The sequence below is a fragment of the Actinacidiphila cocklensis genome (genome assembly GCF_907177275.1).
In the GTDB taxonomy this organism is placed as follows: Bacteria; Actinomycetota; Actinomycetes; order Streptomycetales; family Streptomycetaceae; genus Actinacidiphila; species Actinacidiphila cocklensis.
Window position 1 is genome coordinate 253,392 of sequence record NZ_CAJSLV010000081.1, and the last position, 24,829, is coordinate 278,220.

Genomic DNA, 24,829 nt, shown 5'->3' on the forward strand with positions numbered 1-24,829 from the left:
GACAGCAGCGGTGCGCGCACGGACAATTGCCGCGGACCCGGAGGCTTAACGTGGCGGGCAGCGGTTCCAGGATGTGCTCACGGATCTGGCCGCATTGCCGGAAGCGCCGGTGTCCCCATGACCGATTCAGGAGATCCACATGCCCGAGACCGTCAGGCCCGTTCAGCCGGTGCTGGAGCCCGAGGCAGCCGCATTCGCGGAGGCCACCGCCAATCCGCCGTACCTGTTCGGCATACCCCCTGCCGCAGGGCGCAAGGCCGTCGACGAGGTGCAGTCCGGCGAGATCGAGAAGCCGCAGATCGACGAGGAGTGGATCACTGTCCCGGGCGGTCCGACGGGCAGCGTCCGTGCCCGCATCGTCAAGCCCGCGGGCGCCGAGGGAATCCTGCCGGTGGTCCTCTACATCCACGGCGCCGGCTGGGTGTTCGGCAACGCACACACCCACGACCGCCTGGTGCGGGAACTGGCCGTCGGTGCGGGCGCCGCCGTGGTGTTCCCGGAGTACGACCTGTCTCCCGAGGCCCGCTACCCGGTCGCCATCGAGCAGAACTACGCCGTCGCCCAGTGGATCGTCCGGCAGGGCACCTCCAAGGGCCTGGACGGTACGCGGCTGGCGGTGGCCGGAGACTCGGTCGGCGGCAACATGAGCGCCGCGCTGACCTTGATGGCCAAGGAGCGCGGCGACGTTCCGCTGGTGCAGCAGGTGCTGTTCTACCCGGTCACCGACGCGAGCTTCGACACCGGTTCGTACCACCAGTTCGCCACTGGCTACTTCCTGCGCCGTGACGGCATGCAGTGGTTCTGGGACCAGTACACGACCGACGAGGGCGAGCGTGCCCAGATCACGGCCTCTCCCCTGCGTGCCACCACCGAGCAGCTCACCGGACTGCCCCCCGCCCTTGTCATCACCGGCGAGGCCGATGTGCTGCGCGACGAGGGCGAGGCGTACGCGAACAAGCTCCGGGGGGCCGGTGTGCCCGTCACCGCCGTGCGGTTCCAGGGCATCATCCACGACTTCGTGATGCTCAACGCCCTGCGCGGGACGCACGCGGCGCAGGCCGCCATCACGCTCGCCACCGACACCCTGCGCGCCGTGCTGCACGCCGCCTGAGCCCGACAACGCGATCAACCCCGAGGTCGAGCGTTTCGGCGCCCGGCGGGCCGCGGCGACGGTCATCGAAGCCGAGGGCGCCTCGCACGCGGTCGCCGTGTCCCAGCCGGCGCGGGTCGCCGGCCTGATCATGGACGCGGTACGTGCCACCGGCCTCACCGAGGGAACAGCCGGCCGCGCGGACTAGCTCCCCCGAACCGCACCCGCGCGGAGCCGCCACCACTACAGGGGCGAGCCGCCCATCGGTTCGCCCTCCGGGGCACGCCGGACCGTTTCACCGTCCCGGCCGTGTCCGCTCCCGAGCCGGCGCCGCAGCGCATCGACGCTCGGTGAGCCCACTCATACCGCCCCAAAACGGGGCCACGGAAAGGATCTCCACTATGCGACTCCGAGGAATGCGCACGCGCAAGTCCCGCGTGCTGACCGCCGCATGCGCCCTGGCCGCCGCCGGGGCACTGGTGCCGGCGACCCAGGTGGTTGCGCGGGCGACCACCGCGGAGGACCGCGGCGCCAAGCCGACCATCGTGCTCGTCCACGGGGCGTGGGCGGACGCGTCGAGCTGGAACGCGGTGATCAGCCGCCTCCAGCACGATGGGTACACCGTCGCCGCCCCGCCCAACCCGCTGCGCGGTGTCGACTACGACGCCCAGACCCTGAAGGACTACCTGGCCACCGTCCAGGGCCCCGTCGTCCTGGTGGGGCACTCCTATGGCGGCGTGGTCATCACCAATGCCGCCGCGGGCAATCCCCAGGTCAAGGCACTCGTCTACGACGACGCCTACATCCCTGCCCAGGGCGAGACCGTGTTCCAGATCAACGCCGCCCGGCCCGGTTCGTGCGTCACCGCCGACCCGTCGACGTTCCTGAACCTGGTGCCCTACCCGGGCTCGCCCGCGGGCGACTACGACGCCTACCTCAAGACCGCGCCCAACGGTGCTTACAAGGGATTCGCGGATTGCTTCGCCAACGGCGTCCCCGGCGCCCAGGCCGCACTCCTGGCGGCCGGTCAGCGCCCCTTCGCCGTCAGCGCAGGATCCGAACCGTCCGGTACGCCCGCCTGGCAGACCATCCCCTCCTGGGCCGTGGTCGGCACCGCCGACCACGTCATCCCACCGGCCGAACAGCTGGCCATGGCCACCCGTGCGGGCGCTCACGTCACGAAGGTCAACGCCGGTCACCTGTCACTGATCACCCGGCCCGACGCCGTGACCGACGTCATCCTCGACGCCGCCCGAGCGGCCGACCGCTCCTGACACGGCCGTATCCACCGGCGCCCACTCCTTGCTCAGGAGCGCACAGTTTCGACGTCAGGGGAGCCGCCGGGGGACACTTGTGGCCGCACCGCCTTCGCCAGGACGGTGCGTGCAATGGACGGGCCTGATGAGGATTGGCCAGCCCCAACCTCCAGCGCCCGAGAGCGACTAGGGAGCGCAAGTGGTCGACGAAGCGATGGGTGACGAGGTCTACCAGCCGGACGGTTCCGGGGTGCAGGACGACGTCGGGTTGCTCGACGCGTCGGACACCCTGGACTACCGGGCCGGCGACCAGGCTCTTGACGAGGGCTACTCGCCTCCGGAGAGGCCCTGGGGCGTGGAGCGCGCCGGTGTCACGGCTTCGGAGCGGCTGCGGGGCGAGAGTCTGGACGAGCGTCTGTCCGAGGAGGTGCCCGACATCGGTGTCCCGGAAGGCGACGGTGTCGGAGACACCTGGGACACCGACGGTGAACTCATCGACGACGAGGTCGGCGACGAGCGCGCCGGACGGCTGGTCGCGCCTGACGAGGGCAGCCACGGGAACACCGAATCCGACCTGATTGCCTTCGACATCGGCCTGGACGGCGCCGGGGCATCGGCCGAGGAGGCTGCGATACACCTGATCCCCGACTCCGAGACCTACTGACGGGACGGCGGGCGCAGGACAGGGCCGGTGCCCGCTCGGACCGGCCCTGCCTCGTCATCCGACCCGCGCTCGCCGTGTGTCCCTCGACCCGCACGGTCGGCCACGGGCAGTCGACGGCCCGGCCCGTAGGTCATCTCTTCGTCGCCCCACCTCGGGCAGGGTGGCCCGGCGACCACGCGGCTCACCGGGCCACCAGCCGGTCGTCCAGACCCTGGATGCCCTCGTTCCCCCGGGCCGGCCGCGCGAAAAACCCGGTCAGCTCATCCTCCGGCACCGGGCCTCCCGCGAGCACGTAGCCGGCTGGCAGCGAGCGCAGCTGCAGATCCGCGACGGGCGCGAGGTAGATGTGTGGCGGGCCATGTGCGGGGGGCAAACGGCGGCTGGCTCAGCACCGGCGCCAGCACCGTGTCGCACCGCTCGTTCGCCGTCCGGAAGACGCGGTCCTCACATGCGGCCAGGTCCTCCCACCCGGCCGCCACCGCCGAACCCCCGTGCACTGCCGGGCACATCCGCATGCATTCTCGGGCAACACGAGCCCCGGAGCTGGACATAGCGTCGATGCGTAAGCACACGCCGGCACCCATCCACTTGCAGGAGACCCCTTACATGAGCACTCACACCACCCCGGGGAGCAGCCAGCCGTGGCTGCATCAGAAGGGCGCGGTCATCCAGGAGTTCGGGACCGTCAAGCAGTTCCCGATCGGACTGTCCTACGACACGCGTATGTATGCCTGCCAGCGCCTGAACCAGGTGCTGGCGAACACGCACATCCTCTACTCCCTCTACAAGAAGCATCACTGGCTGGTCCGCGGGGCGACCTTCTACCAGCTGCACCTGGTGCTGGACAAGCACGCCGGGGAGCAGCTGGAACTCGTCGACACCCTGGCCGAGCGGGTGCAGAGCCTGGGCGGTGTGGCCGTGGCCGACCCGCGGCACGTCAGCGAGATCACCTCCATCCCACGGCCACCGGACGGGGTCGAGGAGGTCCCGGCCATGCTGTCGCGGCTGCTGGAGGCCCACGAGACGATCCTCGTCCAGGCACACGACGCCGCTGCCCGGTCTGCCGAGCTGGGCGACGACGGCAGCAACGACCTGCTGGTCTCCCAGGTGATCCGCACCGGTGAGCTGCAGGCCTGGTTCCTGGCCGAGCACCTGGTCGACACACCCCTTGTCCGCGCCTGACCGCAGCTCAACCACGTGCACACCTGAACCCCTACGCCGACAGAGAGAGCTTGATCAGGATGAGCAAGCCTTCAAGCCGCGGTCTCGAATGGACAGACCTGGACCAGCGGGCCGTGGACACCGCCCGCATCCTGGCAGCCGACGCCGTACAGAAGGTCGGCAACGGCCACCCCGGCACCGCCATGAGCCTGGCCCCGGCCGCGTACACGATCTTCCAGAAGGTGATGCGTCACGATCCGGCCGACGCGGACTGGGCCGGCCGTGACCGGTTCGTCCTGTCCCCGGGCCACACCTCCCTGACGCTCTACACCCAGCTCTTCCTCGCCGGGTACGGCCTTGAGCTGGGCGACCTCAAGTCCTTCCGTACCCACCGTTCACTCACACCCGGCCATCCCGAGCACGGCCACACCAGCGGCGTGGAGACCACCACGGGCCCGCTGGGCCAAGGCGTCGCGAACGCCGTCGGCATGGCGATGGCCGCCCGCTACGAGCGCGGCCTGTTCGACCCGGACGCCCCCGCGGGCGAGTCCCCTTTCGACCACACCATCTGGGCGATCATCTCCGACGGCGACCTCGAGGAAGGGGTCTCCGCCGAGGCGTCGTCCCTCGCCGGTCACCAGAAGCTCGGCAACCTCGTCTTCGTCTACGACGACAACCACATCTCCATCGAGGGCGACACCGCCACCGCGTTCTCCGAGGACGTGCTGAAGCGGTACGAGGCGTACGGCTGGCACACGCAGCGCATCGAGCCCGCTGAGAGCGGCGACATCGATGTGCACGCGCTGTACGCGGCGCTCAAGGCGGCGCGCGCCGAGATCGGGCGTCCCTCGATCATCGGCATGCGCACCATCATCGCCTGGCCTGCCCCGGACGCCCAGAACACCGAGGCCGCGCACGGCTCCGCGCTGGGCGCGGACGAGGTCGCGGCAACCAAACGGGTACTCGGCTTCGACCCTGACAAGACCTTCGAGGTCGATGACGAGGTCCTCGCCCACACTCGCGCGGCCCTGGACCGCGGCGCCGGGCTGCACGCGGCCTGGGACAGGCAGATCGACAAGTGGCGCGGCGCCCGACCGGAGCGCGCGAAGCTCCTCGACCGGGTCGTGGCCGGTCAGCTGCCAGAGGGCTGGAGACACGCACTGCCGGTGTTCGAACCCGGTAGGGCGGTCGCCACCCGGGCCGCCTCCGGCAGGGTGCTCCAGTCGCTCGGCGCGGTCCTGCCCGAGCTGTGGGGCGGCTCTGCCGACCTGGCCGGCTCGAACAACACCACCATCGACAAGACGTCTTCCTTCCTGCCGAGGGGCAACCCGCTGCCCGAGGCCGACCCGTACGGCCGTACCATCCACTTCGGCATCCGCGAGTTCTCGATGGCCGCAGAGATGAACGGCATCGCGCTGCACGGCAACACCCGTGTCTACGGCGGCACTTTCCTGGTGTTCTCCGACTACATGCGCAACGCCGTCCGCATGTCCGCGCTGATGCGGCTTCCCGTGACGTACGTGTGGACGCACGACTCCGTCGGCCTCGGCGAGGACGGCCCGACACACCAGCCGGTCGAGCACCTCGCCTCGCTCCGCGCCATCCCCGGCCTGAACATCGTCCGGCCCGCCGACGCCAACGAGACCGCCATCGCCTGGGGCGAGATCCTCAGGCGCCACACCGCCAATCCGTCCCCGCACGGCCTGGCCCTCACCCGCCAGGGCGTTCCGACCTACGCGCCCAACGAGGACGCCGCGCGCGGCGGTTACGTCCTGGACGACTCCTCCACGGGAACCCCCGCTGTCGTCCTCATCGCCACCGGCTCCGAGGTCCAGCTCGCCGTCGCCGCCCGTGAGCTGCTGGAGGCCGAGGGGATCGGCACCAGGGTCGTGTCGATGCCGTCCGTCGAGTGGTTCGAGGAGCAGCCGCGCGAGTACCGCGACAGCGTCCTTCCGCCGTCGGTGAAGGCTCGCGTCGCCGTCGAGGCCGGGATCGGCCTGACCTGGCACAGGTTCGTGGGTGACGCGGGACGCATCGTCTCCCTCGAACACTTCGGCGCTTCCGCCGAGGCCAAGACCCTGTTCGCCGAATTCGGCTTCACCCCCGAGAACGTCGCCGCCGCAGCCCGGGAATCACTGGCTGCCGCCCGCGGTTGATCCGATCGCCGGAAAGAAGATGATCGCCTTGTCCGAAACGACCCGCACCACGGGAGCGTTCGAGCGCCTCTCCGACGAGGGCATCTCGATCTGGCTGGACGGCCTGTCGCGCAAGCGGTCCGGGGCCGCCAACCTCGCCGAACGCGCCGGCCGGCGGCACGTGGTGGGTGTCACCACCACCCCGTCGACCTTCCAGGTGGCCACCGCACAAGGTGACGGATGCGCGCCTCATCTCGCCGAGTCGGCCCTCGCCACCACCGAGCACAAGCAACCTCCCACTGAAAGAGATTGACACCATGTCAGACATCGGGGTCGACGGCTGGGCCAACCCGCTGCGCTCCCCCGCGGACCGTCGCCTCCCCCGCATCGCGGGACCGTCCGGTCTCGTCATCTTCGGCGTCACCGGCGACCTGTCCCGCAAGAAGCTGATGCCGGCCGTCTACGACCTCGCCAACCGCGGTCTCCTGCCGCCGGGTTTCTCGCTGATCGGCTTCGCCCGCCGCGAGTGGGAGCACCAGGACTTCGCCCAGATCGTGCACGACTCCGTACGCGAACACGCCCGGACCCCCTTCCGCAAGGAGGTCTGGCGCCAGTTGTCCGAGGGGATGCGGTTCGTTCCCGGCGACTTCGGCGACGACGAGGCGTTCAAGAAGCTGCGCGAGACCGTCGACGAGCTCGACGTGACCCGGGGCACCAGTGGCAACTACGCCTTCTACCTCTCCGTTCCGCCGAAGTTCTTCCCGCAGGTGGTGCGGCAGCTGAAGAAGCACGGCCTGTCCGACGCCCCCGAGGGCTCGTGGCGGCGTGCGGTCATCGAGAAGCCGTTCGGCCACGACCTCGCCAGCGCCAAGGAGCTGAACCAGGTCGTCCATGAGGTCTTCCCGCCCGACCAGGTGTTCCGCATCGACCACTACCTGGGCAAGGAGACCGTCCAGAACATCCTGGCGCTGCGCTTCGCCAACCAGATGTTCGAGCCGATCTGGAACCGGTCCTTCGTCGACCATGTGCAGATCACCATGGCCGAGGACATCGGCATCGGCGGCCGCGCCGGCTACTACGACGGCATCGGCTCGGCCAGGGACGTCATCCAGAACCACCTCCTCCAACTCCTGGCGCTGACAGCCATGGAGGAACCGTCCGCCTTCAACGCCGAGTCCCTGGTCACGGAGAAGCTGAAGGTCCTCAAGGCCGCCACGCTCCCCGCCGACCTGGGCAGGCACACCGTGCGCGGGCAGTACTCCGCGGGCTCGCAGGGTGGCGAGCAGGTCATCGGCTACCTCGACGAGGACGGCATCGACCCCGCGTCGAAGACCGACACCTACGCCGCGATCAAGCTGGGGATCGACAACAGGCGTTGGGCGGGAGTCCCCTTCTACCTGCGCACCGGCAAGCGGCTCGGCCGGCGGGTGACGGAGATCGCGGTCGTGCTGCAGCGTGCCCCGCACTCCCCGTTCGACTCGACGGCCACCGAGGAACTGGGCCAGAACGCGATCGTCATCCGCGTCCAGCCCGACGAGGGCGTCACCGTCCGCTTCGGGTCCAAGGTGCCGGGCACCTCGATGGAGATCCGCGACGTGACCATGGACTTCGCCTACGGCGAGTCCTTCACCGAAGAGAGCCCCGAGGCGTACGAGCGGCTGATCCTCGACGTCCTTCTCGGCGACGCCAACCTCTTCCCCCGCACCGAGGAGGTCGAGGAGTCCTGGAAGATCCTCGACCCGATCGAGGAGTACTGGCAAAAGCACGGCCGGTTGGCCCACTATCCGGCCGGAAGCTGGGGGCCGGTCGAGGCGGATCAGATGCTCGCACAAGACGGAAGGAGCTGGCGTCGGCCATGAACATCGACCTCACCGACACCACAGCCAGCAAGATCAACAAAGCTCTGGTCCAGGCACGCCGGGCCAACGGCAGCCCTGCCGTCGGCAAGGTGCTCACCCTCGTCATCGTCACGGACGAGGAGAACGCGCATGACGCGGTCAAGGCCGCTTCCGACGCCTCCCGCGAGCACCCCTCACGCGTCCTGGCAGTCATCAAGCGACCGACCGGCAAAGAGCAGCGCCGCGGCAGGACCCACCTCGACGCCGAGATACGTGTCGGCAGCGACGCGGGCAGCGTCGAGACCGTCCTCTTGCGGCTGTACGGCGAGCTGACCGAACACGCCGGCTCCGTCGTCGTCCCCCTGCTGCTGCCTGACACGCCGGTGGTCGTCTGGTGGCCGGTGGACGCCCCCGCCGTCCCGGTGAAGGATCCGCTCGGCGCGCTGGCTCACCGCCGCATCACCGACTCGTACGCCGTCGAGGAGCCCCTCCGGGAGCTGGGCGTACGCGCGACCACGTACACGCCCGGTGACACCGACCTCGCCTGGACCCGGCTCACCCCGTGGCGCTCGATGCTGGCGGCGGCCCTCGACCAGGCCCGGGCCACGGTGACCCGGGCGGTCGTGGAGAGCGAGGCGGAGAATCCGAGCGCGGAACTGCTGGCCCGTTGGCTCGCCGACCGGCTCGGGGTGCCGGTGCAGCGGGTGGTGACCAAGGGTCCCGTCGTCACGGGTGTGCGGTTGCACACCGCCGACGGCGAGATCGTCATCGACCGCCCGGGGGGCGCCCTGGCCACCTTGTCCATCCCCCACCAGCCCACCCGCACCGTCGCCCTGCGCGTCCGCAGCACGGCCGAGCTGATCGCCGAGGAACTGCGCCGTCTCGACCCGGACGAGGCTTACGCCGCCGCTCTGAGCGCCACCGCCGAGGACGTGAAGATCGGTGCATGACACCGCGCTGCCCCCGCGAAGCGGGGATCTGGCCGACTACGCACAGCACGGGAGTAACTGATATGCAGCTCGGACTCGTCGGTCTCGGCAAGATGGGCGGCAACATGCGCGAGCGGATCCGCCGCGCAGGCCACACCGTCGTCGGCTACGACCGCAACCCCGAACTCTCCGACGCAGGCAGCCTGTCCGAACTGGTCGACAAACTCCAAGCGCCGCGCACGGTCTGGGTGATGGTCCCGGCCGGCGCTCCCACCCAGTCCGTCATCGACGAACTCGCAGAGCTCCTCGCGCCCGGCGACACCGTCGTCGACGGCGGCAACTCCCGTTGGACCGAAGACGAGAGGCACGCCGCCGAACTGCTCGCCCAGGGAATCGGCTTCGTCGACGCGGGTGTCTCCGGCGGCGTGTGGGGGCTGGAGAACGGCTACGCGCTGATGGTCGGCGGCGACGCCGAGCACATCGCCAGGGTCCGGCCGATCTTCGACGCGCTCAAGCCGGAGGGCCCGTACGGCTACGTCCACGCGGGCAAGGTGGGGGCCGGGCACTTCTCCAAGATGGTCCACAACGGCATCGAGTACGCGATGATGCAGGCCTACGCCGAAGGCTGGGAGCTGCTGGAGAAGGTCGATTCGGTCACCGACGTCCGCGAGGTCTTCCGCTCCTGGCGGGAAGGCACGGTCATCCGCTCCTGGCTGCTCGACCTCGCTGTCGGCGCCCTCGACCAGGACGAGCACCTGGACAAGGTCAGGGGCTTCGCCCAGGACTCCGGCGAGGGCCGCTGGACCGTCGAGGCGGCCATCGACCACGCCGTGCCGCTGCCGGCGATCACAGCCTCCCTCTTCGCCCGCTTCGCCTCGCGCCAGAACGAATCCCCGCAGATGAAGATGATCGCCCAGTTGCGCAACCAGTTCGGCGGCCACGCGGTCGAGAACACGGACGGCGTTGGTGACCATGCAGACTGACGGCCCCACTGTCGGAGTCGACCTCGGTGGCACCAAGATCGCCGCCGGAGTCGTCGACCCCAAGGAAGAGAACCTCCCCCACGGGCACCTGGGGCCGGCGCCCCAACCGCAGCTCATCGTCACGTTCGTCGACGGCAACCCGTACGGCACCTCGCATGTCGATGCCCAGGGCAACAACCCCATCGGCGAGCAGACCCGCAACGCCGCCCGCCACCAGGCCGAGCGCGTGGTCCTGCTCACGAGCGCTTTCAAGGCCGGCTTCGCCGCCTGATCCCTCCCGGCCGCACAAGGCCCGAAAGAAGATGACCCACCATGGGTGACCTCGTCCTGGTCCGCCACGGCGAAACCGAGTGGACTGTCTCGCGTCGGCACACCAGCTACACGGACCTGCCACTCACCGCGCGTGGTGAGGACCAGGCACGGTCGGCCGCCCGGCACTTCACCGGACGGCCGACCGCCCTGATACTGACCAGTCCGCTCCAGCGCGCTCAACGCACCGCCGAACTCGCCGGCTTGCGTCGTGCCACGATCGAACCCGACCTGCACGAGTGGGACTACGGCGGCTACGAAGGCGTCACCACCGCCCAGATCCACCGCACCCGCCCCGGCTGGAACCTGTGGACCGACGGTGTCATCCCCGGCCCGCCCGGGCACCCCGGGGAACAGCCGGAGGACATCGGTGCTCGCGCCGACCGGGTCCTCTCCCGGATCGGCCCGCTGCTCGACGACCCGGCAGGCGGCGACGTGGTCCTCGTCGCCCACGCCCACTTCCTCCGGGTACTCACCTCCCGGCGTCTGGGCCTGCCGCCCGCCGCCGGTGCCTTGTTCCGCATCGACACCGGGGCGGTCAGCCACCTCGGTACCGAGCACGGCCGCCCTGTGATCACCGAGTGGAACAGCAGGCACCCCTCCGTCGCCGAGGCACCCGCCACCTTCGCAGCCTTCTGATCCCGACAGCTTCCATCACTCCCCCGGCCGGTGGCATTCGGCATGCCGGACGGGGCGCCTCGAAACGGAGCACGCTCCCATGACCTCCAGCGCATCCCAGGACATCCGAACCGCGGTGCAGCCGGCCGGCCCAAGCCTCCGCCGCGTCACCTTCATCGCCGCCGCCGCGGCGATCGGAGGCTTTCTCTTCGGCTACGACAGCGCCGTCATCAATGGCGCCGTCACCGGAATCCAGCACCACTTCGACATCTCGTCCTCGGAGACCGGCACCATAGTGTCCTCCGCTCTCGTGGGGTCCGCCGTGGGGGCGGCCGTCGCCGGCCGTCTCGCCGATCGCATCGGCCGACTGCGCGTCATGCACATCGCCGCCGCCCTCTTCGCCATCAGCGCGATCGGTTCGTCGATGCCATTCTCCGTCTGGGGCCTGGGAGTCTGGCGAGGCGTAGGCGGTGTGGCGATCGGGCTCGCGTCCCTGATCGGCCCGACCTACATCGCCGAGGTGGCCCCCGCTCGGTACCGCGGACGTCTTGCCTCCTTCCAGCAGGCCGCGATCGTGCTGGGCATCACCGCCTCCCAACTCGTCAACTGGGTCATCGCCCAACGCGCCGGAGGAGCGAGCCAGAGTTCCCTCGGCCCGCTGGAGGCGTGGCAGTGGATGCTCATGGCCGCCGTGGTTCCAGCCGTCGTCTACGTCGTCCTCACCAGCCGCATTCCCGAGTCTCCGCATTTCCTGATCACCACCGGACGCCTGGACCAGGCCCGCGCCGCGCTGCGCGACGTGGAGGGGGACGACGTGGACACACAGGCCCGGATCACGGAGATCCGACGGTCCCTGGACGGAAATGACAAGCCCCGCATCGGCGACCTGTTCGGTGGCCGCTTCGGTCTCCTGCCGATCGTCTGGACCGGCATCGGTCTGGCTGTCTTCCAGCAACTCGTCGGCATCAACGTGATTTTCTACTACTCCTCGGTCCTGTGGCAGTCGGTGGGAATCGAGCAGTCCAGCTCGCTGCTGATCAGCCTGTCCACCTCGGTGGTCAACATCGTGGGAACTGTGGTGGCGATGCTGTTCATCGACCGGATCGGCCGCAAGCCGCTGGCTCTCATCGGGTCGGCCGGAATGGCGGTCTCTCTCGCCCTGGCCGCCTGGGCGTTTTCCTACAAGACCGGCAGTGGTGGCAGCCTGTCCATCCCGGACGCGCAGGGAACAGTGGCACTGATCGCCGCGCACACCTTCGTCTTCTTCTTCGCCGTCTCCTGGGGCGTCATCCTGTGGGTCATGGTCGGCGAGATGTTCCCGCTGAGGATCCGCGCCGCCGCCATGTCCGCGGCCACCGCGTTCAACTGGATCGCCAACTGGGCGGTTACCGAGAGCTTCCCGCGCATGTCGGACTGGAACCTGTCGGCCACCTACAGCTTCTACGCCGCGTTCGCCGTACTGTCGTTCGGCTTCATCAGCAGGTTCGTCCGCGAGACGAACGGCAAGGAACTGGCCGATCTGGGCTGAGCAGCCCTACCAGGGGTCGGGGGGTGGGGTCATGGGGCCTCGCTGGACCCGAGCACCACACCCCCCTGCGAGCGGCAGGCGACCGCGCGCACGCACGCTACGGCCTGACAGTGCCCACCAGGAGTGGTCCTCGCCTCGGCCACTCCCTGGTTCCGTCGAGCAGAATCGCGCCCTCGAGAAACCCGAGACAAGAAGTCCACAGGGGCCAGGCGGTGAAGGCGCTGCGGACGTCGCGACGTGCTCCGTCGCCGGCCGGCAGCAGGACACCCCGAAGAAGCACCAGGAATACGGCGGTCCCGACAGCGGTCTTGGCGAAAGCAGCGCGCCAGTCCGCCCAGACGGCCAGTGCCCCGGCTGCCAGCGTGGCAACCGTCGTCCCCATGGGCGCGGTCGCGAACGGGTCGTAAAGGAAATGAAGCCGGTGTCACGCACGGGTGGTCCGTCACGGTCGTACACGCTGCCGGAGCCTTGGGCCGGGTCGGCGGTCGACGCGTGTGCGGAGGGCGGCCCGGATGGGGCCGCCCTCCGCAGTCCTAGCTGCCGGAGGTGATCCGGGCGGCAAGGATGTTGGGGTCGTTGTTGGTGAAGTAGGCGCCACTGGCGATGTAGGCCGTATTGCCCCGTATCGCGAGGGAGGTGGGGTTCTCCAGCCCGTCGACGCCGGTCAGCACGACGGTGTGACTACCGCTCGGCCTCACCAGGGCCACCTCGTTGTCCGCGTTGATCGCGGCGAGCAGTGTGTCACCGCGGCCGGTGAATGCGAAGTCGTCGATGTTGACGAGACCGGTGGCCCGCGTCTCGATCGGGCCGGCGCCACCGTAGCGGGCGATCGGGATGCGCAGCACGGTGCCCTTGTCCAGGTTGGATACCCAGACTGCACCGTTGTGGATCTTGACTCCGTTGGCGCCCAGGAACCCCGCGGCGGCCAACTCGGGTGCCGTGGCCCACCTGGTGGGCGTACCCCCGGTCAGCGGAATGCGCCAGACGGTGCCCAGCACCGAGTCGGCCGCATAGAGCAGTCCCTTGGTCTCGTCGAAGGCGAGTCCGTTGGGCAGGCCCGCGGCCGGCAGCGCGGCGATGCGCCTCGGGGTACCGCCCGGACACAGACGCCAGAGGCCGGTCAGGTTGTTGCTGCCCGTGGCGTACAGGAAGTACAGCGTCCCGTCGTGGGCACGGGCGATTCCGCCAAGGAACGGAGACGACAACGCGGGGGTAGTGGCGCCGGCCGGGGGCTCCGGCAGGGTCGCGAGTATGCGTGCCCGGCCGTCGGGACTGATGCGGGCGACCTGACGGCTGTAGGCGAAGGTGACGTCCACGGCACCCCCGGACTCCAGAGTGATGTTCTCCGGCCGCTGGCCGGCGGCCATGTCCAGGTGCGTCACGAAGCGCGCGTCCGCCGTCGAGTCGGTACCGGAGGCGAGCGCGGGGCCGACGGCGGTCCCGGCGAGCGTCATCGCGGCAGCAGTGGCCAGGAGGCCGATGCGCGTTCGCATGATGGTTCCCTTCATGTGTCTTCTCTCTCAGAATCAGTCGGAAATCGCCGTCGAGGTGGTCGGGGGGAGAATTGCGATCGGGTCGACGAACCTCTGCCGCAGAATGATGAGGTGCCCGGTGTACCCGTGCTGCACTTCCTCACCGTTGATGGCGCAGGTCAGCTCCAGGTTGCCGGGGTCGGCCCCGTTTGTACGCCAGCGACAGCCGCACGCGGCGTTCGTCGTGAGCTGTGCCCGAGGAAGTCCCTCAGTGTTGTGCGCTCCACCTGAATACGGGCACCCGCTCGCGTCCGACCCGACCCATACCGTCGACCGGTCCTTCGGCTCCCCCGATCCTCGGAGGCCGGAGCGGGAGTCAGAAACCGAAGCGCGCGCGCTGGCCCTCGGGGACCAGCTCCCGGTACTCGGGGTGCCTGCCGATCCAGCCCCGGACGAAGGGGCAGAACGGCAGGACCTCCAGCCCCCGGTCGCGCGCCGCGTCCAGCGCGCCGCGGACGAGGATCCCGCCCAGGCCCCTGCCACCGAAGCGGGGGTCCACCTCGGTGTGGATGAACGCGATCTCGTTGCCGTACAGGTGGTACTCGGCGAAACCGGCACGCTGCTGCGCGCCCCCCTCGTCCACCGCCTCGAAGATCTCGTAGCGCGACTTGTCCGGGTTGTCCGCGACTCGTGCTGCCATGGTGCTGCTCTTTCCTACTCGGGCCGCAGGGCGGCCAGTTGCTGCTCGAACTGGACGACCGCACCCGCCGCCGCGCGGGGCGCGGGCGGCCTTGCCAGGAGCAGGCCGGCCAGTTCGCCCGCGGCGCGGGCGATCCGGGTCGGCAGTGTGTCGATCAGCGGGTCACCGCTGCCGCCCCAGTCCTCGGAGGCGGCGTAGACGGCGGTCGGCACGACCACGGCGCGCAGGTAGGTGAAGAGCGGTCGCAGGGCGTGCTCCAGCGCCAGTGAGTGCCGAGCGGTGCCGCCGGTAGCGGCGATCAGGACGGGCGTGCCCGTGAGCGCGTCGTTGTCGAACACGTCGAAGAAGGACTTGAACAGCCCGCTGTACGACGCGCTGAACACCGGCGTGACGGCGATGAGCCCGTCGGCCTGGGCCACCGCTTCGATCGCCTCCGCCAGGGTGCGCCCGGCGAAGCCGGCGACCAGGTTGTGGGCGACGTCCACTGCCAGGTCGCGCAGTTCGACCACCCGCACCTCGACTGGGCGGCCGCCGTCCGCTGCGGACTGCCGCACGGCCTCGGCGAGCCGGTCGCCGAGCAGCCGGGAGGAGGACGGGGTGCTCAGCCCCGCCGAGACGACCACGAGCTTGATCGGTTCGCGGTTCACTTGACGGACTCCGTCTGCTTCCCGGCCCCGCCGGCGGCCTCCGCGTCGCGCCGGGCGACCAGCGAGGCATGGGTGGGCGCGTCCGGCGCGCCTGCCGGGCGGCCCTTGGCGAATTCCTCGCGCAGTACCGGCACGACCTGCTCACCGAGCATGTCGATCTGCTCCAGGACCGTCTTCAGCGGCAGGCCCGCGTGGTCCATCAGGAAGAGCTGGCGTTGGTAATCACCGGCGTACTCGCGGAAGGACAGCGTCTTCTCGATCACCTGCTGCGGCGAGCCGACGGTCAGCGGCGTCTGCTCGGTGAAGTCCTCCAGCGACGGCCCGTGGCCGTATACCGGGGCGTTGTCGAAGTACGGGCGGAACTCGCGGACCGCGTCCTGCGAGTTCTTCCGCATGAACACCTGCCCGCCGAGCCCCACGATCGCCTGTTCCGGCGTGCCGTGCCCGTAGTGCGCGAATCGCGTGCGGTACAGGTCGACCATCTGCTTGGTGTGGTCGGACGGCCAGAAGATGTTGTTGTGGAAGAAGCCGTCACCGTAGTACGCGGCCTGCTCGGCGATCTCCGGCGAGCGGATGGAACCGTGCCAGACGAACGGCGGTACGCCGTCCAGCGGCCGCGGCGTGGAGGTGAAGCCTTGCAGCGCGGTGCGGAACCGGCCCTCCCAGTCCACCACGTCCTCGCGCCACAACCGGTGCAGCAGCGCGTAGTTCTCCACCGCGAGCGGGATGCCCTGCCGGATGTCCTGGCCGAACCAGGGGTAGACCGGCCCGGTGTTGCCGCGCCCCATCATCACATCGACGCGGCCGTCGGCCAGGTGCTGGAGCATCGCGAAGTCCTCGGCGATCTTCACCGGGTCGTTCGTGGTGATCAGGGTGGTGGAGGTGGACAGGATCAGGTTCTCGGTGCGGGCCGCGATCCAGCCCAGCATCGTCGTGGGTGACGACGGCACAAAGGGCGGATTGTGGTGCTCGCCGGTCGCGAAGACGTCCAGCCCCACCTCCTCGGTCTTGAGCGCGATGGCGGTGATCGCCTTGATCCGTTCGTGCTCGCTCGGCGTCCTGCCCGTGGTCGGATCGGTGGTGACGTCACCCACCGCGAAGATCCCGAACTGGATCGTTGCTGAACTGCGTGGCTCTGGTGTCACTCGGACTCTCTCCGGGAGGCTTTCGGGGCGCGTCCCTGAACTCGATATCGCTGCCGTCGCCGGCATCGTCGCTGCGGCTCGTGGCAAAGGGACGCCTGTACGAGCGGTGCGGACCACCGCTCGTGGCGGGGGACTCGCGACGAGCGGTGCGGACCGGCCGAGGTCGGTCCGCACCCCTGGAGAAACCGGCTAGCTCGTCGCGCGTACCGCGTCGAGGATCAGCTCCGCCACGGCCTTGGGCTGCGAGACGGCGACCGCGTGCGAGGCACCGTCGAGCTCGACGATCGTCGCCCCGGCCCGCTGAGCGCCGAAGCGCTCCACCTCCGGATTGATCGCCTGGTCCGCGCCGGCGATGAGAGCCCAGGACGGCTTGGTCCTCCATGCGGCGGCCGAGGCCGCTTCGCCGAACGCGCCTGCGGCCAGCGGGCGCTGAGCTGCCGCGAGGACCTTGGTGACGGCGGCCGGGACATCCGCGGCAAAGATGGCCGGGAACGCCTCGGGCTCGATGGTGACCTCGACCGCGGGCTCGGCGCCCTCGACGGGGTAGGTCGCCTCCTTGAGGTTGCTCACCAGCGCCGAGAGGGAGAAGCGGCCCTGGAGCTCGCCGAGGCTCTCGCCCTCTTCGAGGGCGTAGGCCGCGACGTAGACGAGTCCGACGACGTTTGCCGCGGTACCGGCCACAGTGATGAGCGCACCGCCGTAGGAGTGGCCCACCAGGACCACCGGACCGTCGATCTGAGACGCCACGGAGGCGATGTAGGCAGCGTCGGAGACCAGGCCGCGCAGCGGGTTGGGCGGTGCCACCACTGCAACGCCGTGGTCCTGCAGCTCCGCGATGACGCCTGACCAGCTGCCGGCGTCGGCGAAGGCGCCGTGCACGAGGACGACCGTAGGGGTGTGCTCGGTGGCCATGTTCATTTCTCTCTCTCCTTGGTGCTGGTGAGCGGGGGCTGTCGGGTCCGGCGAAGACCACCGCGGCCCGCGCGCCAACGGCCGGTTCACGGACCGGGCGGTCGTGGGTGCGCCCGCAACGACTCCGAGGCAGATGCAATGGACCTGCGCGGATTCCGCTGCCCACGCTAGATCCCCTGAGCGAGCAGAATTACCCACCCGTGCACTGGCCCTCACCTGACAGTGCACCCCGAGGCACAGTGCACGGTCGGCACGGTTCCAGTGCACTCCCGGAACACATGGAGACATCTGCAGGAAATAGCGTGGTGGAACCTGCCAGCGGACTGCTCACACGTGTGGTGCTGCATCCCTCCTCCGAGACGGAAGGAACAACTCGGCATGCCTGAGCTGCTGACTGATGTGGCCCGCACGCTGGCGCCGCCCAAGGGCGACAGAGACGGCCCGTTGCCGCCGCTCATGCTGATGCTGACGGCGGTGACCGGCCTGGTGGACGCCGTCAGCTACCTGGCGCTCGGGCATGTCTTCGTTGCCAACATGACCGGAAACGTGGTCTTCCTGGGGTTCGCTCTGGCCGGCGCCGAAGGCCTGTCCGCACTCGCCTCCGTCGTCGCGATCGCCGCCTTCCTCGTCGGTGCGCTGGCGGGAGGCCGGCTCGGCGCCCGGTTCGCGGCGCATCGCGGGCAGCTGCTCGCCGTCACCGCGGCGATCCAGTCCGCGCTGGTCGCCGTTGCCGTCGTCACGGCCCTGGTGTCCCACGGCGACGTGCCCACCGCAGTCCAGTACACCCTGATCGTGGTGCTGGGCCTCGCCATGGGCATACAGAACGCGGTCGCCCGGCGCCTGGGCGTCCCCGACCTGACCACGACCGTCCTGACCCTGACACTGACGGGCCTGGCCGCGGACTCCCACCCAGCCGGCGGCGCCGCACCTCGACCGGGGCGGCGAATCCTCTCGGTACTGGTCATGTTCCTGGGAGCGCTGGCTGGTGCTGTACTGCTACTGCACTCCGAACTCGCCGTCCCTCTGGGCCTCTCGCTGCTGCTGCTCGTGGTGACGTCCCTGACCGCGCACCGACTGTCGGCGTCGAACGCCGTGTGGACGAAACCGCAGCCCTGAGAAGCCGCACTGCGGCACGAGTGCTTGGGGCAGTTGACTTTCTCGCCGACGTCGCAGCCATGCAGGCCTCCGCCCCGAAGGGCACCAGCATCGAGGTCTGCCGCAGGAACGCGGTTGCCTCGGACACTGCGATGTCGACCTGCGCCCCGCGATCGGGGCCACCGGCGGGCGGATGAGCCTGATCAACGACAACGACCGCCACATGGCCCGCATGATGTGCGTGACGGCCCTGAGATCCTCCGAGGACACCTCCCGCCGTTTCGCCCGCATGCATCTGCCCGCGGCCCAGCAGGGCAGCATCGCCGGCGGGCTCGTCAACCAGTACCGGATGCCGGCTGACATCACCACGAACCCGCAGGCCAAGGACCGACTCCGAGATTTGGGCCCCACCGGCGCGCCCGTCGCCGAAGGAACCGACGTCCGACACTCAGAAGAAGCTCAGAAGTTGGCGTGGAAGGCTGCGATCTCTCCGTGAGCGGCGCCTGTCGGGATCTCCCGGCGGGCTCCTCGCGCACGCCCTCTTCCGTGGAGACGCCCATGAGCCTGACACACATCGACGGTCTGCCCGCGCACGTCCTCTTCGTGCATGCAGTTGTGGTGCTGGTGCCGCTGACCGCACTGGCCGCGGTGGTCGGTGCGGTTCGGCCCCAGTTTGCCCGGCGCATGGGTCTGGCGCTGCCGCTGCTCGGGCTCGTGACGCTGGGGCTGGTGCCAGTCACCACGCATGCGGGCGAGTGGCTGGAGTCGCGGGTCGGCAATGATCCGCTGGTACGCAAGCACACGGAGTTGGGCGACGGCCTGCTGCCCTGGGCCGTCGCTCTCTTCCTGATAACGCTCGCCATCTGGTGGCTGGGCCGCCGTCTCGCGCAGAGCGCAGAGACGGCCGAGGGCGTGTCCTCAGCGGGCGCTGCCCGCTGGACTTCGCCGACCGTGCTGCGCACGGCGGCCGTCGTGCTGGCCGTCGCTGTCTCCGCCGGTGCCGTCGTGGACGTCTATCGGATCGGCGAGTCCGGTGCCAAGGCGGCCTGGCACGACAGCTACGACAAGTCCGCCGAAGGCCACCACGGTTGACGGGCACGCACGAAACCGAGGGTTTGCCCGCCCGGCTGGTAGTGCCTGGGCGGTGTGGCGATGAACGCGGTCGCGCCCGGGCGGCTTCGTACCTCTGCCGATCCGTTATGGGCGGTGGCGCCCGCGCGGACGATTGCGGGGCCGAGGCCGGCGCCGTGGCCTTCCGGCCCCGGTCGGGTGTGGTCGGCGCGGGCGAAGCGCTCGACGACGGTGTCGCAGATGACCTGGGGGTTACCGGGGGCCGTCGTCCTCGACCACGAGGCGGGAGGCCGCCTCGTCCTGCCGGAGCCGGACGGTGACCCGGCTGCCGAGCCGGGTGTGCAGCCCGGCGTCAGCGAGCAGGTTCCCGGTGACCCTGCTGGAGCCGTAGCGGGTCGCCGGCCGTCGTGATCGGGGCTTCCGGCAGGTGGCGTGCCCAGCGGTGGCCGGGTCCCACCGCGCGGGTCGTCGACGGCGTCCAGCACGAGCCGGGTGAGGTCGACGGCCCGCCGGCACTCCTCCTTGGGCCGCTACACGGTGTGCCTGCCGGTCGTCCACGTCGCCCTCGTCCGGTGGGGACACCCGGTCCAGGCCCGTACCCGTGGTGTGCTCGACCCGGCGCAGCCGGGCACCGCCGTCAGCCACCGGCCCGGTCCAGGGCGCTCTGCAGGGACTGGATGTAGCCCTCGCTGGTGTACGTCGCCCCCGAGACGGTGTCGATCCGCGGGCTCTGCGCCGCCGGCGCCTCCTGGGTGAGCTGGGGGACGGCGAAGCCGGTGATCTCCTGATCGCGGACTGGCTGGACGCCGGCGCCGCGATGTGGGCGGTGGTGGCGCTGGTCGTGTGCGGCTTGAGGCCGAGCAGGAGCAGCCCGCCGATCGTGCCCTCGAGCATGCCGGGTACGTCAGCACGACGGTCTTCGTCTGGCCGACCACGCCGGCTCGGCCACGTCGACGAGGTCTTCTCGACCTACCGGCCGCAGAGCCAGGTCAGCCGGCTGGCGGCCGGGACACCGGCGCTGTCCGCGTGCCCCCCGAGGCCTGGGAGGTGCTCGGGCTCTGCGAGGCGGCCGAGCGGCGCGGCGACGGCTGGTTCAGCGCCGTACGCAGACGGCTTCGACCCCACCGGGCTGGTCAAGGGGTGGGGGTGGAGAGGGCACGGCTGGCTGGAGTCGCTGCCTGGCACCCGCGCCTTCGCGGTCACCGCGGACGGCACGACCTGGAGCGCCTCGTCGCCCGGCGGGACCTCTGGATCCCGGTGCGGGCCGATCAGCCGGTAGGCCCGACCGGGCGGGATCGGCGAGTGTGGGAAGGGAGTACCCGCGGAGCCGATACCACGGGACTGATGCGGGAGGCGGGAGGCGGGACGCAGTGACGCGCTATGTGGTGGCTGGGACCGACGGGTCGGACGCGAGTCTGGCAGCTCTGCACTGGGCGGCGGGCGAGGCTGTGGCGCGTGGGTACGCGCTGCGTGTGGTGATGGTGGTGCCCCGCCACGGTGCCGTGTTCGGCAGTGCGCCGGAGGCAGACGTGGGCCAGCCGTCGGCTGTGCGGCTCATGGAGAAGGCGGTTGCGGAGGTGGCGCACCTGCACCCTCGTCTCGATGTGGTGGGGCGGGAGCTCACAGGTGTCCCAGAAGAGGTGCTCAACGATGTAGGCAGCGGGGCGGAGCTCGTGGTGGTCGCGGCGCGGGGGTGCGGCGGGTTCGCCGGGCTGCGGCTCGGATCCGTCGCCTTGGGCGTCGCGGCGGGCTCGCACTGCGCGGTGGCACTCGTTCCGGTCGGCTGGGCGCACGACAGCGGCGTAAGGGAGGTCGTGGTCGGCGTCGACGGGCACCACCCGGACCCGCAGGCGCTCGACCTCGCGTTCGACGCGGCCCGGCGGCGGGAGGCACGGCTGCGGGCGGTGAGCGGCTGGCGCCTTCCGGCCCCGTTCGACGAGCGGCCGCTGATGCCCGTGGAGGAGGACCGGGCCGAGTGCGAGGACCAGGAACTGCAGGTGCTGGAGGACGCGTTGCGCGGCGGCAAGAAGAAGTACCCGGCCGTGGACGTCCTACCGGACCTGCGTCTGCTGGCACCTGCGGACGCGCTGGTGCGGGCCTCCGGCGGCGCGGGTCTGCTGGTGGTCGGCCGCGGTGAGGCACGTACCGGCCGACGGTTCGGCGGCGTTCCCCATGCGGTAGCCCATCACACCCGCTGCCCACTGCTCCTCGCCCCGCGGCGCTGAGCCGGGCGGGCGGCTGACCGGGGTCCTCCGGCACGGTGTGCACGGGAGGACCCCGGTCGTCGGCGGTTCAGCTCACCGTAGGAACCAGCTCGTGGACAGCCGTGCGGGGCACCGCCGTTGTGGCGGTGCCCCGATCTCTTCGGGTCCCGTGGATCACCGGAGCCAGGGGTTGCGGTGCACGAAGGGGATCCGTGCCCAGAGGCGACCGAGGCCCCAGGTGGTACCGGCGGCGGTGAGCGCGAAGAGGATCATCGCCAGGGCGTAGATGACGTGGTAGTCCACGAGCGGGTTGGAGGACATGCTGGGGCCGCCGCTCGACAGGTGCTGTGCGGGCGGCCATTCGGCGGCCCACATCATCGCCATCAGGGCAGTCCCGGCGACGGCGGTGAGGCGCAGGGCCACGCCGCTCACGAGGGCGACGCCGATGCCGAGCAGGCCCAGCATGAACAGCCAGTCGGTCCAGCCCTTTCCGGCTATGTCGTGGAAGAAGGACTGGAGGGGGCCGGCCGAGACACCGGACAGGAAGCCCTTGGTGGGCGAGCCACCATCGATCCAGTCCTTGCCGGATCGGGTGGCGTAGTGCCAGCCGAAGGTCTTGTCGAGGAAGGCCCACAGGAAGATGAAGCCGATCGCGATTCGCACGGCGGCCAGCGACCTGGCGGCGAAGGTGGCGTCGGCGGCGGCGGTCGCCGTGCCACTCCCGCCGTCGGCGAATGTCCTGTTCCAGGTGGGAAGGTGGAATCCGGTGCGCTGCCGGGCGTGGTCGTGGACGGCCATGATGACTCCCTGCTGTTTCAGATGGTAGGGGCTCGGTACGCCATTACTGTCTTGTGCACTGCGATGTCGCCGCTGGGGGCCTACGGCCCCTGCCCCTGGGCCGAACGGCCCTTTGATGGTGCGGCCGCCTCCGCCGCGCAAACCCCCGCTACACCGCCGTGGGGCCGACCGGCCCCGGACCGGTGACCGACGGACCCCTGCCGCGCCGGCTCGCCCGTCGTGATGCTGGAAGGTGAGGCGGCGCAAGGAGACCGGTATGCAGACCACGACATTGGACGCGGCGACGCTGGAGACACTCATCCGGGCGGCTGTGGCGGCACCCTCCCTCCACAACACACAGCCCTGGCGGTATCGGCTCGACCCCGACACTTCGACGATCGAGGTCCGCGCCGCGCCGGAGCGGGCGCTGCGGGAGGCGGACCCGCAGGGCCGCGCCCTGCACATATCGGTGGGTGCCGCCGTCTTCAATCTGCGGGTCGCCGTCCGGCATTTCGGCTGGGAGCCGGTGATACGGCTGCTTCCCCGGCCGAGCGAACCGGACCACCTCGTGTCCGTACGGCTCGCAGGTGCGCCCCGAACCGCCCGGCACCTCGACGAAGACTTCTACGACGCCCTGTGGCGCCGGCACAGCTCCCGGGTCCCCTTCTCCGGGCGGCAGGTCCCGGCGGACGTCCTCAGCGAGATCGCACAGGCGGCCGACGCAGAAGGCGCGCGGCTGCGCCTGCCGGAGCCCGGCGAGACCAGCCGCATCCTCCAGCTCACCGCGGAGGCCGAGCGCTTCGCCGTGAGTGACCCGAAACATCGTACGGAGAGCCGCAGCTGGGTACGCGACGGCGCCCAGGACGGACTGCCCGGTGCGGTGCTCGGCCCGCAGGACGCGAACGCGCGACTGCCGGTACGGGACTTCTCAGCGCTCCGCCCGGCCGACCAGCAGCCTTCGACCCGCTTCGAGCAGCACCCCGTCATCGCAGTGCTGACCACCACCCACGACCACCACGCGGACTGGCTGCGGGCCGGACAGGCCTTGGAGCGCGCCCTGCTGGTCGCCACCGTCCACGGTGTGCGCGCCTCGCTGCTCCACCAGGGGCTCGAGTGGCCCGACATCAGGTGGGCGCTTCGCGACCCGCGCGGGGGCGGCCGGCACGTGCAGATGCTCATCAGGCTCGGCTACGGCCCGGAAGGCCCGGCAAGCCCCCGTCGGCCCGTCCGAGACGTCCTGGAGGACGTCGAACCCGGGCCGGACTGACCGGGGCGGAGACGCGAGGAGAGCCGTCACGCACGAACCGCCTCACGCCGATCGGCCCCACGCTGCGGCAATCTGGTCGGCGATGCCCGACGCCCAGGCGCGGATCCGATCCCGATCCCGGAAGTCACCCCCTTTGCCCTGCTTGAGGATCTGCCGGGCGACGAAACCGCGCGCGCTGTCGTCCAACCGGCCGCCGAATGTCACCTGATCGGCGGCGTCGACCATGTCGGCGACCCGCACGGCGCCGCGGACGAGGGCGGGCGCGCGATCGGCCACCTCGGCGTCGAGCGGTCCGCTGCTGAACAGCCACACCGGCAGTTCCCGCAGCCTCTTGCGATTCCGGCGCGCGAAACGCGTGGCGTCCCGCAGCCAGCGGCCCGCGTACACCCCGGAGCCGAGCACTACGGCGTCATATCCGGCCAGACCGTCCACCTGCCCAGCCGGCCGTACGTCGGCCACCGTCCCCCGGGCGGACAGGACGTCCGCGATCCACCCGGCGATCTGTTCCGTCGAGCCGTTCTTCGATGCATACGCGACGAGAACGTGCGGCGTGCTCATCGACCTCACCTCGCCTCTGCCCGTCACTGACCATGCCCGGCCGGCCCGAGCCGCCGTTCCACCGTCACCTTCCTCGACATCTACCTGCACCGCGACCTCTGCGGGCTCTCCGGCGGTCCCGGTGTCCGACTCACCGGGGTCCGTTCGGCCCTAGTGCGAGAGGCGTCGAAGGGCTGATGATCGGAAGTCCGAGGCGGCAGACGGCAGGGCGAGGGTCCGACATGAGCGACGCACGGCAGTTCTCCCCCGACTCCCCGATCCGGGTCTTCCTGGTCGACGACCACGAGGTCGTACGCCGGGGTGTCCACGACCTGCTGGACGCGGAGCCGGACATCGAGGTCGTCGGGGAGGCGGGCACCGCGGACCACGCGGTGGCCCGCGGGCCGGCACTGCGGCCCGACGTCGCGGTGCTGGACGTGCGGCTGCCCGACGGCGACGGGATCTCGGTGTGCCGGGAGCTGCGGTCGGCC

The 24,829-nt window shown here is 70.4% G+C and carries 25 protein-coding genes and 3 pseudogenes; 19 read left to right on the plus strand and 9 right to left on the minus strand.

Annotated elements, in window-relative coordinates:
* The first annotated feature begins 139 nt into the window (after nt 1–139).
* The 13 genes and pseudogenes from NFU81_RS30140 to NFU81_RS30200 all read left to right on the plus strand — a co-directional run bounded on the left by NFU81_RS30140 (nt 140) and on the right by NFU81_RS30200 (nt 12,511).
* A complete protein-coding gene (locus NFU81_RS30140; RefSeq protein ID WP_251496744.1) occupies nt 140–1,111 on the plus strand; it encodes an alpha/beta hydrolase in 972 nt (323 codons plus the stop codon).
* 4 nt (nt 1,112–1,115) lie between these two features.
* Nucleotides 1,116–1,298 (plus strand): annotated as a pseudogene (locus NFU81_RS30145) (hypothetical protein); the annotation flags it as partial.
* A 193-nt stretch (nt 1,299–1,491) separates the two neighbouring features.
* A complete protein-coding gene (locus NFU81_RS30150; protein ID WP_251496747.1) occupies nt 1,492–2,364 on the plus strand; it encodes an alpha/beta fold hydrolase in 873 nt (290 codons plus the stop codon).
* A gap of 196 nt (nt 2,365–2,560) precedes the next feature.
* Nucleotides 2,561–3,010, plus strand: a complete 450-nt coding sequence (locus NFU81_RS30155; RefSeq protein WP_251496847.1) for a DUF5709 domain-containing protein — start codon at nt 2,561–2,563, stop codon at nt 3,008–3,010.
* Nucleotides 3,011–3,616: 606 nt separating this feature from the next.
* Entirely contained in the window at nt 3,617–4,192 is a 576-nt protein-coding gene (locus NFU81_RS30160) for a Dps family protein (RefSeq protein WP_251496750.1), read from the plus strand.
* 59 nt (nt 4,193–4,251) lie between these two features.
* A complete protein-coding gene (tkt, locus tag NFU81_RS30165; RefSeq protein ID WP_251496753.1) occupies nt 4,252–6,327 on the plus strand; it encodes a transketolase in 2,076 nt (691 codons plus the stop codon).
* Nucleotides 6,328–6,355: 28 nt separating this feature from the next.
* Entirely contained in the window at nt 6,356–6,619 is a 264-nt protein-coding gene (locus tag NFU81_RS30170; protein ID WP_251496755.1) for a hypothetical protein, read from the plus strand.
* A 4-nt stretch (nt 6,620–6,623) separates the two neighbouring features.
* Nucleotides 6,624–8,165: a glucose-6-phosphate dehydrogenase gene (gene zwf, locus NFU81_RS30175; protein ID WP_251496757.1), complete on the plus strand. Its 1,542-nt coding sequence runs from the start codon at nt 6,624–6,626 to the stop codon at nt 8,163–8,165.
* The gene (opcA, locus tag NFU81_RS30180; protein ID WP_251496759.1) at nt 8,162–9,094 is read left to right on the plus strand and encodes a glucose-6-phosphate dehydrogenase assembly protein OpcA; all 933 of its coding nucleotides are present in this window, start codon (nt 8,162–8,164) and stop codon (nt 9,092–9,094) included. Before zwf ends, opcA begins: the two co-directional genes overlap by 4 nt.
* The gene (gene gnd, locus NFU81_RS30185; RefSeq protein WP_340188954.1) at nt 9,091–10,056 is read left to right on the plus strand and encodes a phosphogluconate dehydrogenase (NAD(+)-dependent, decarboxylating); all 966 of its coding nucleotides are present in this window, start codon (nt 9,091–9,093) and stop codon (nt 10,054–10,056) included. The genes opcA and gnd overlap by 4 nt, the downstream gene beginning before the upstream one ends.
* 124 nt (nt 10,057–10,180) lie before the next feature.
* Nucleotides 10,181–10,327: pseudogene (locus tag NFU81_RS30190) on the plus strand (NAD(P)H dehydrogenase); the annotation flags it as partial.
* A 41-nt stretch (nt 10,328–10,368) separates the two neighbouring features.
* Nucleotides 10,369–11,004 carry a histidine phosphatase family protein gene (locus NFU81_RS30195; RefSeq protein ID WP_251496763.1) on the plus strand — a complete coding sequence of 212 codons (636 nt, stop codon included), beginning with the start codon at nt 10,369–10,371 and terminating at the stop codon, nt 11,002–11,004.
* Between the two features lie 79 nt (nt 11,005–11,083).
* Nucleotides 11,084–12,511 (plus strand): sugar porter family MFS transporter, encoded by a 1,428-nt coding sequence (locus tag NFU81_RS30200; protein ID WP_251496765.1) that lies wholly within the window; start codon nt 11,084–11,086, stop codon nt 12,509–12,511.
* 533 nt (nt 12,512–13,044) lie between these two features.
* Here NFU81_RS30200 and NFU81_RS30205 read toward each other — a convergent pair.
* The 5 genes from NFU81_RS30205 to NFU81_RS30225 all read right to left on the minus strand — a co-directional run bounded on the left by NFU81_RS30205 (nt 13,045) and on the right by NFU81_RS30225 (nt 17,387).
* Nucleotides 13,045–14,004 (minus strand): hypothetical protein, encoded by a 960-nt coding sequence (locus NFU81_RS30205; protein WP_251496767.1) that lies wholly within the window; start codon nt 14,002–14,004, stop codon nt 13,045–13,047.
* Between the two features lie 355 nt (nt 14,005–14,359).
* Nucleotides 14,360–14,683 carry a GNAT family N-acetyltransferase gene (locus tag NFU81_RS30210; protein ID WP_251496769.1) on the minus strand — a complete coding sequence of 108 codons (324 nt, stop codon included), beginning with the start codon at nt 14,681–14,683 and terminating at the stop codon, nt 14,360–14,362.
* 14 nt (nt 14,684–14,697) lie between these two features.
* Complete coding sequence (locus NFU81_RS30215) at nt 14,698–15,330, minus strand: FMN reductase (protein ID WP_251496772.1); 633 nt, start codon at nt 15,328–15,330, stop codon at nt 14,698–14,700.
* Complete coding sequence (locus tag NFU81_RS30220) at nt 15,327–16,445, minus strand: LLM class flavin-dependent oxidoreductase (protein WP_251496850.1); 1,119 nt, start codon at nt 16,443–16,445, stop codon at nt 15,327–15,329. Before NFU81_RS30220 ends, NFU81_RS30215 begins: the two co-directional genes overlap by 4 nt.
* Before the next feature lie 219 nt (nt 16,446–16,664).
* On the minus strand, nt 16,665–17,387 hold the full coding sequence (locus NFU81_RS30225) for an alpha/beta fold hydrolase (protein WP_251496853.1): 723 nt from the start codon (nt 17,385–17,387) through the stop codon (nt 16,665–16,667).
* 378 nt (nt 17,388–17,765) lie between these two features.
* Here NFU81_RS30225 and NFU81_RS30230 point away from each other — a divergent pair, with 378 nt between their 5' ends.
* The 3 genes from NFU81_RS30230 to NFU81_RS30240 all read left to right on the plus strand — a co-directional run bounded on the left by NFU81_RS30230 (nt 17,766) and on the right by NFU81_RS30240 (nt 19,574).
* Nucleotides 17,766–18,503 carry a YoaK family protein gene (locus tag NFU81_RS30230; RefSeq protein ID WP_251496774.1) on the plus strand — a complete coding sequence of 246 codons (738 nt, stop codon included), beginning with the start codon at nt 17,766–17,768 and terminating at the stop codon, nt 18,501–18,503.
* 172 nt (nt 18,504–18,675) lie between these two features.
* A complete protein-coding gene (locus NFU81_RS30235) occupies nt 18,676–18,978 on the plus strand; it encodes a hypothetical protein (RefSeq protein WP_251496777.1) in 303 nt (100 codons plus the stop codon).
* A 62-nt stretch (nt 18,979–19,040) separates the two neighbouring features.
* Nucleotides 19,041–19,574, plus strand: coding sequence for a DUF2231 domain-containing protein (locus tag NFU81_RS30240; RefSeq protein ID WP_251496780.1), 534 nt, complete (start codon nt 19,041–19,043; stop codon nt 19,572–19,574).
* Nucleotides 19,575–19,805: 231 nt separating this feature from the next.
* Here the strand turns inward: NFU81_RS30240 and NFU81_RS30245 are convergent, their stop codons facing one another.
* Both NFU81_RS30245 and NFU81_RS30250 read right to left on the minus strand, forming a co-directional pair.
* Entirely contained in the window at nt 19,806–20,198 is a 393-nt protein-coding gene (locus NFU81_RS30245; RefSeq protein ID WP_251496783.1) for a hypothetical protein, read from the minus strand.
* Nucleotides 20,191–20,346, minus strand: a pseudogene (locus tag NFU81_RS30250) (FMN-binding protein); the annotation flags it as partial. The gene NFU81_RS30245 and the pseudogene NFU81_RS30250, both read right to left, overlap by 8 nt.
* Before the next feature lie 592 nt (nt 20,347–20,938).
* Between NFU81_RS30250 and NFU81_RS30260 the strand changes: the two are divergent.
* The gene (locus NFU81_RS30260; RefSeq protein ID WP_251496856.1) at nt 20,939–21,778 is read left to right on the plus strand and encodes a universal stress protein; all 840 of its coding nucleotides are present in this window, start codon (nt 20,939–20,941) and stop codon (nt 21,776–21,778) included.
* 153 nt (nt 21,779–21,931) lie between these two features.
* On the opposite strand, the gene NFU81_RS30265 is transcribed toward NFU81_RS30260, so the two are convergent.
* The gene (locus NFU81_RS30265; protein WP_251496786.1) at nt 21,932–22,555 is read right to left on the minus strand and encodes a hypothetical protein; all 624 of its coding nucleotides are present in this window, start codon (nt 22,553–22,555) and stop codon (nt 21,932–21,934) included.
* Nucleotides 22,556–22,811: 256 nt separating this feature from the next.
* Here NFU81_RS30265 and NFU81_RS30270 point away from each other — a divergent pair, with 256 nt between their 5' ends.
* A complete protein-coding gene (locus tag NFU81_RS30270; RefSeq protein WP_251496789.1) occupies nt 22,812–23,801 on the plus strand; it encodes an Acg family FMN-binding oxidoreductase in 990 nt (329 codons plus the stop codon).
* Nucleotides 23,802–23,843: 42 nt separating this feature from the next.
* Here the strand turns inward: NFU81_RS30270 and NFU81_RS30275 are convergent, their stop codons facing one another.
* On the minus strand, nt 23,844–24,359 hold the full coding sequence (locus NFU81_RS30275; protein WP_251496793.1) for a flavodoxin domain-containing protein: 516 nt from the start codon (nt 24,357–24,359) through the stop codon (nt 23,844–23,846).
* Between the two features lie 221 nt (nt 24,360–24,580).
* Between NFU81_RS30275 and NFU81_RS30280 the strand changes: the two genes are divergently transcribed.
* Nucleotides 24,581–24,829 (plus strand): response regulator transcription factor (locus NFU81_RS30280; RefSeq protein ID WP_251496797.1); only part of this gene is annotated, 249 nt, incomplete at its 3' end.

Coding starts and splice junctions, on each gene's coding strand:
- NFU81_RS30140 (WP_251496744.1), top strand. CDS start 140: ATGCCCGAGACCGTCAGGCCCGTTCAGCCGGTGCTGGAGCCCGAGGCA.
- NFU81_RS30150 (WP_251496747.1), top strand. CDS start 1,492: ATGCGACTCCGAGGAATGCGCACGCGCAAGTCCCGCGTGCTGACCGCC.
- NFU81_RS30155 (WP_251496847.1), top strand. CDS start 2,561: ATGGGTGACGAGGTCTACCAGCCGGACGGTTCCGGGGTGCAGGACGAC.
- NFU81_RS30160 (WP_251496750.1), top strand. CDS start 3,617: ATGAGCACTCACACCACCCCGGGGAGCAGCCAGCCGTGGCTGCATCAG.
- tkt (WP_251496753.1), top strand. CDS start 4,252: ATGAGCAAGCCTTCAAGCCGCGGTCTCGAATGGACAGACCTGGACCAG.
- zwf (WP_251496757.1), top strand. CDS start 6,624: ATGTCAGACATCGGGGTCGACGGCTGGGCCAACCCGCTGCGCTCCCCC.
- opcA (WP_251496759.1), top strand. CDS start 8,162: ATGAACATCGACCTCACCGACACCACAGCCAGCAAGATCAACAAAGCT.
- gnd (WP_340188954.1), top strand. CDS start 9,091: ATGACACCGCGCTGCCCCCGCGAAGCGGGGATCTGGCCGACTACGCAC.
- NFU81_RS30195 (WP_251496763.1), top strand. CDS start 10,369: ATGGGTGACCTCGTCCTGGTCCGCCACGGCGAAACCGAGTGGACTGTC.
- NFU81_RS30200 (WP_251496765.1), top strand. CDS start 11,084: ATGACCTCCAGCGCATCCCAGGACATCCGAACCGCGGTGCAGCCGGCC.
- NFU81_RS30205 (WP_251496767.1), bottom strand. CDS start 14,004: ATGCGAACGCGCATCGGCCTCCTGGCCACTGCTGCCGCGATGACGCTC.
- NFU81_RS30210 (WP_251496769.1), bottom strand. CDS start 14,683: ATGGCAGCACGAGTCGCGGACAACCCGGACAAGTCGCGCTACGAGATC.
- NFU81_RS30225 (WP_251496853.1), bottom strand. CDS start 17,387: ATGGCCACCGAGCACACCCCTACGGTCGTCCTCGTGCACGGCGCCTTC.
- NFU81_RS30230 (WP_251496774.1), top strand. CDS start 17,766: ATGCCTGAGCTGCTGACTGATGTGGCCCGCACGCTGGCGCCGCCCAAG.
- NFU81_RS30235 (WP_251496777.1), top strand. CDS start 18,676: ATGAGCCTGATCAACGACAACGACCGCCACATGGCCCGCATGATGTGC.
- NFU81_RS30240 (WP_251496780.1), top strand. CDS start 19,041: ATGAGCCTGACACACATCGACGGTCTGCCCGCGCACGTCCTCTTCGTG.
- NFU81_RS30265 (WP_251496786.1), bottom strand. CDS start 22,555: ATGGCCGTCCACGACCACGCCCGGCAGCGCACCGGATTCCACCTTCCC.
- NFU81_RS30270 (WP_251496789.1), top strand. CDS start 22,812: ATGCAGACCACGACATTGGACGCGGCGACGCTGGAGACACTCATCCGG.
- NFU81_RS30275 (WP_251496793.1), bottom strand. CDS start 24,359: ATGAGCACGCCGCACGTTCTCGTCGCGTATGCATCGAAGAACGGCTCG.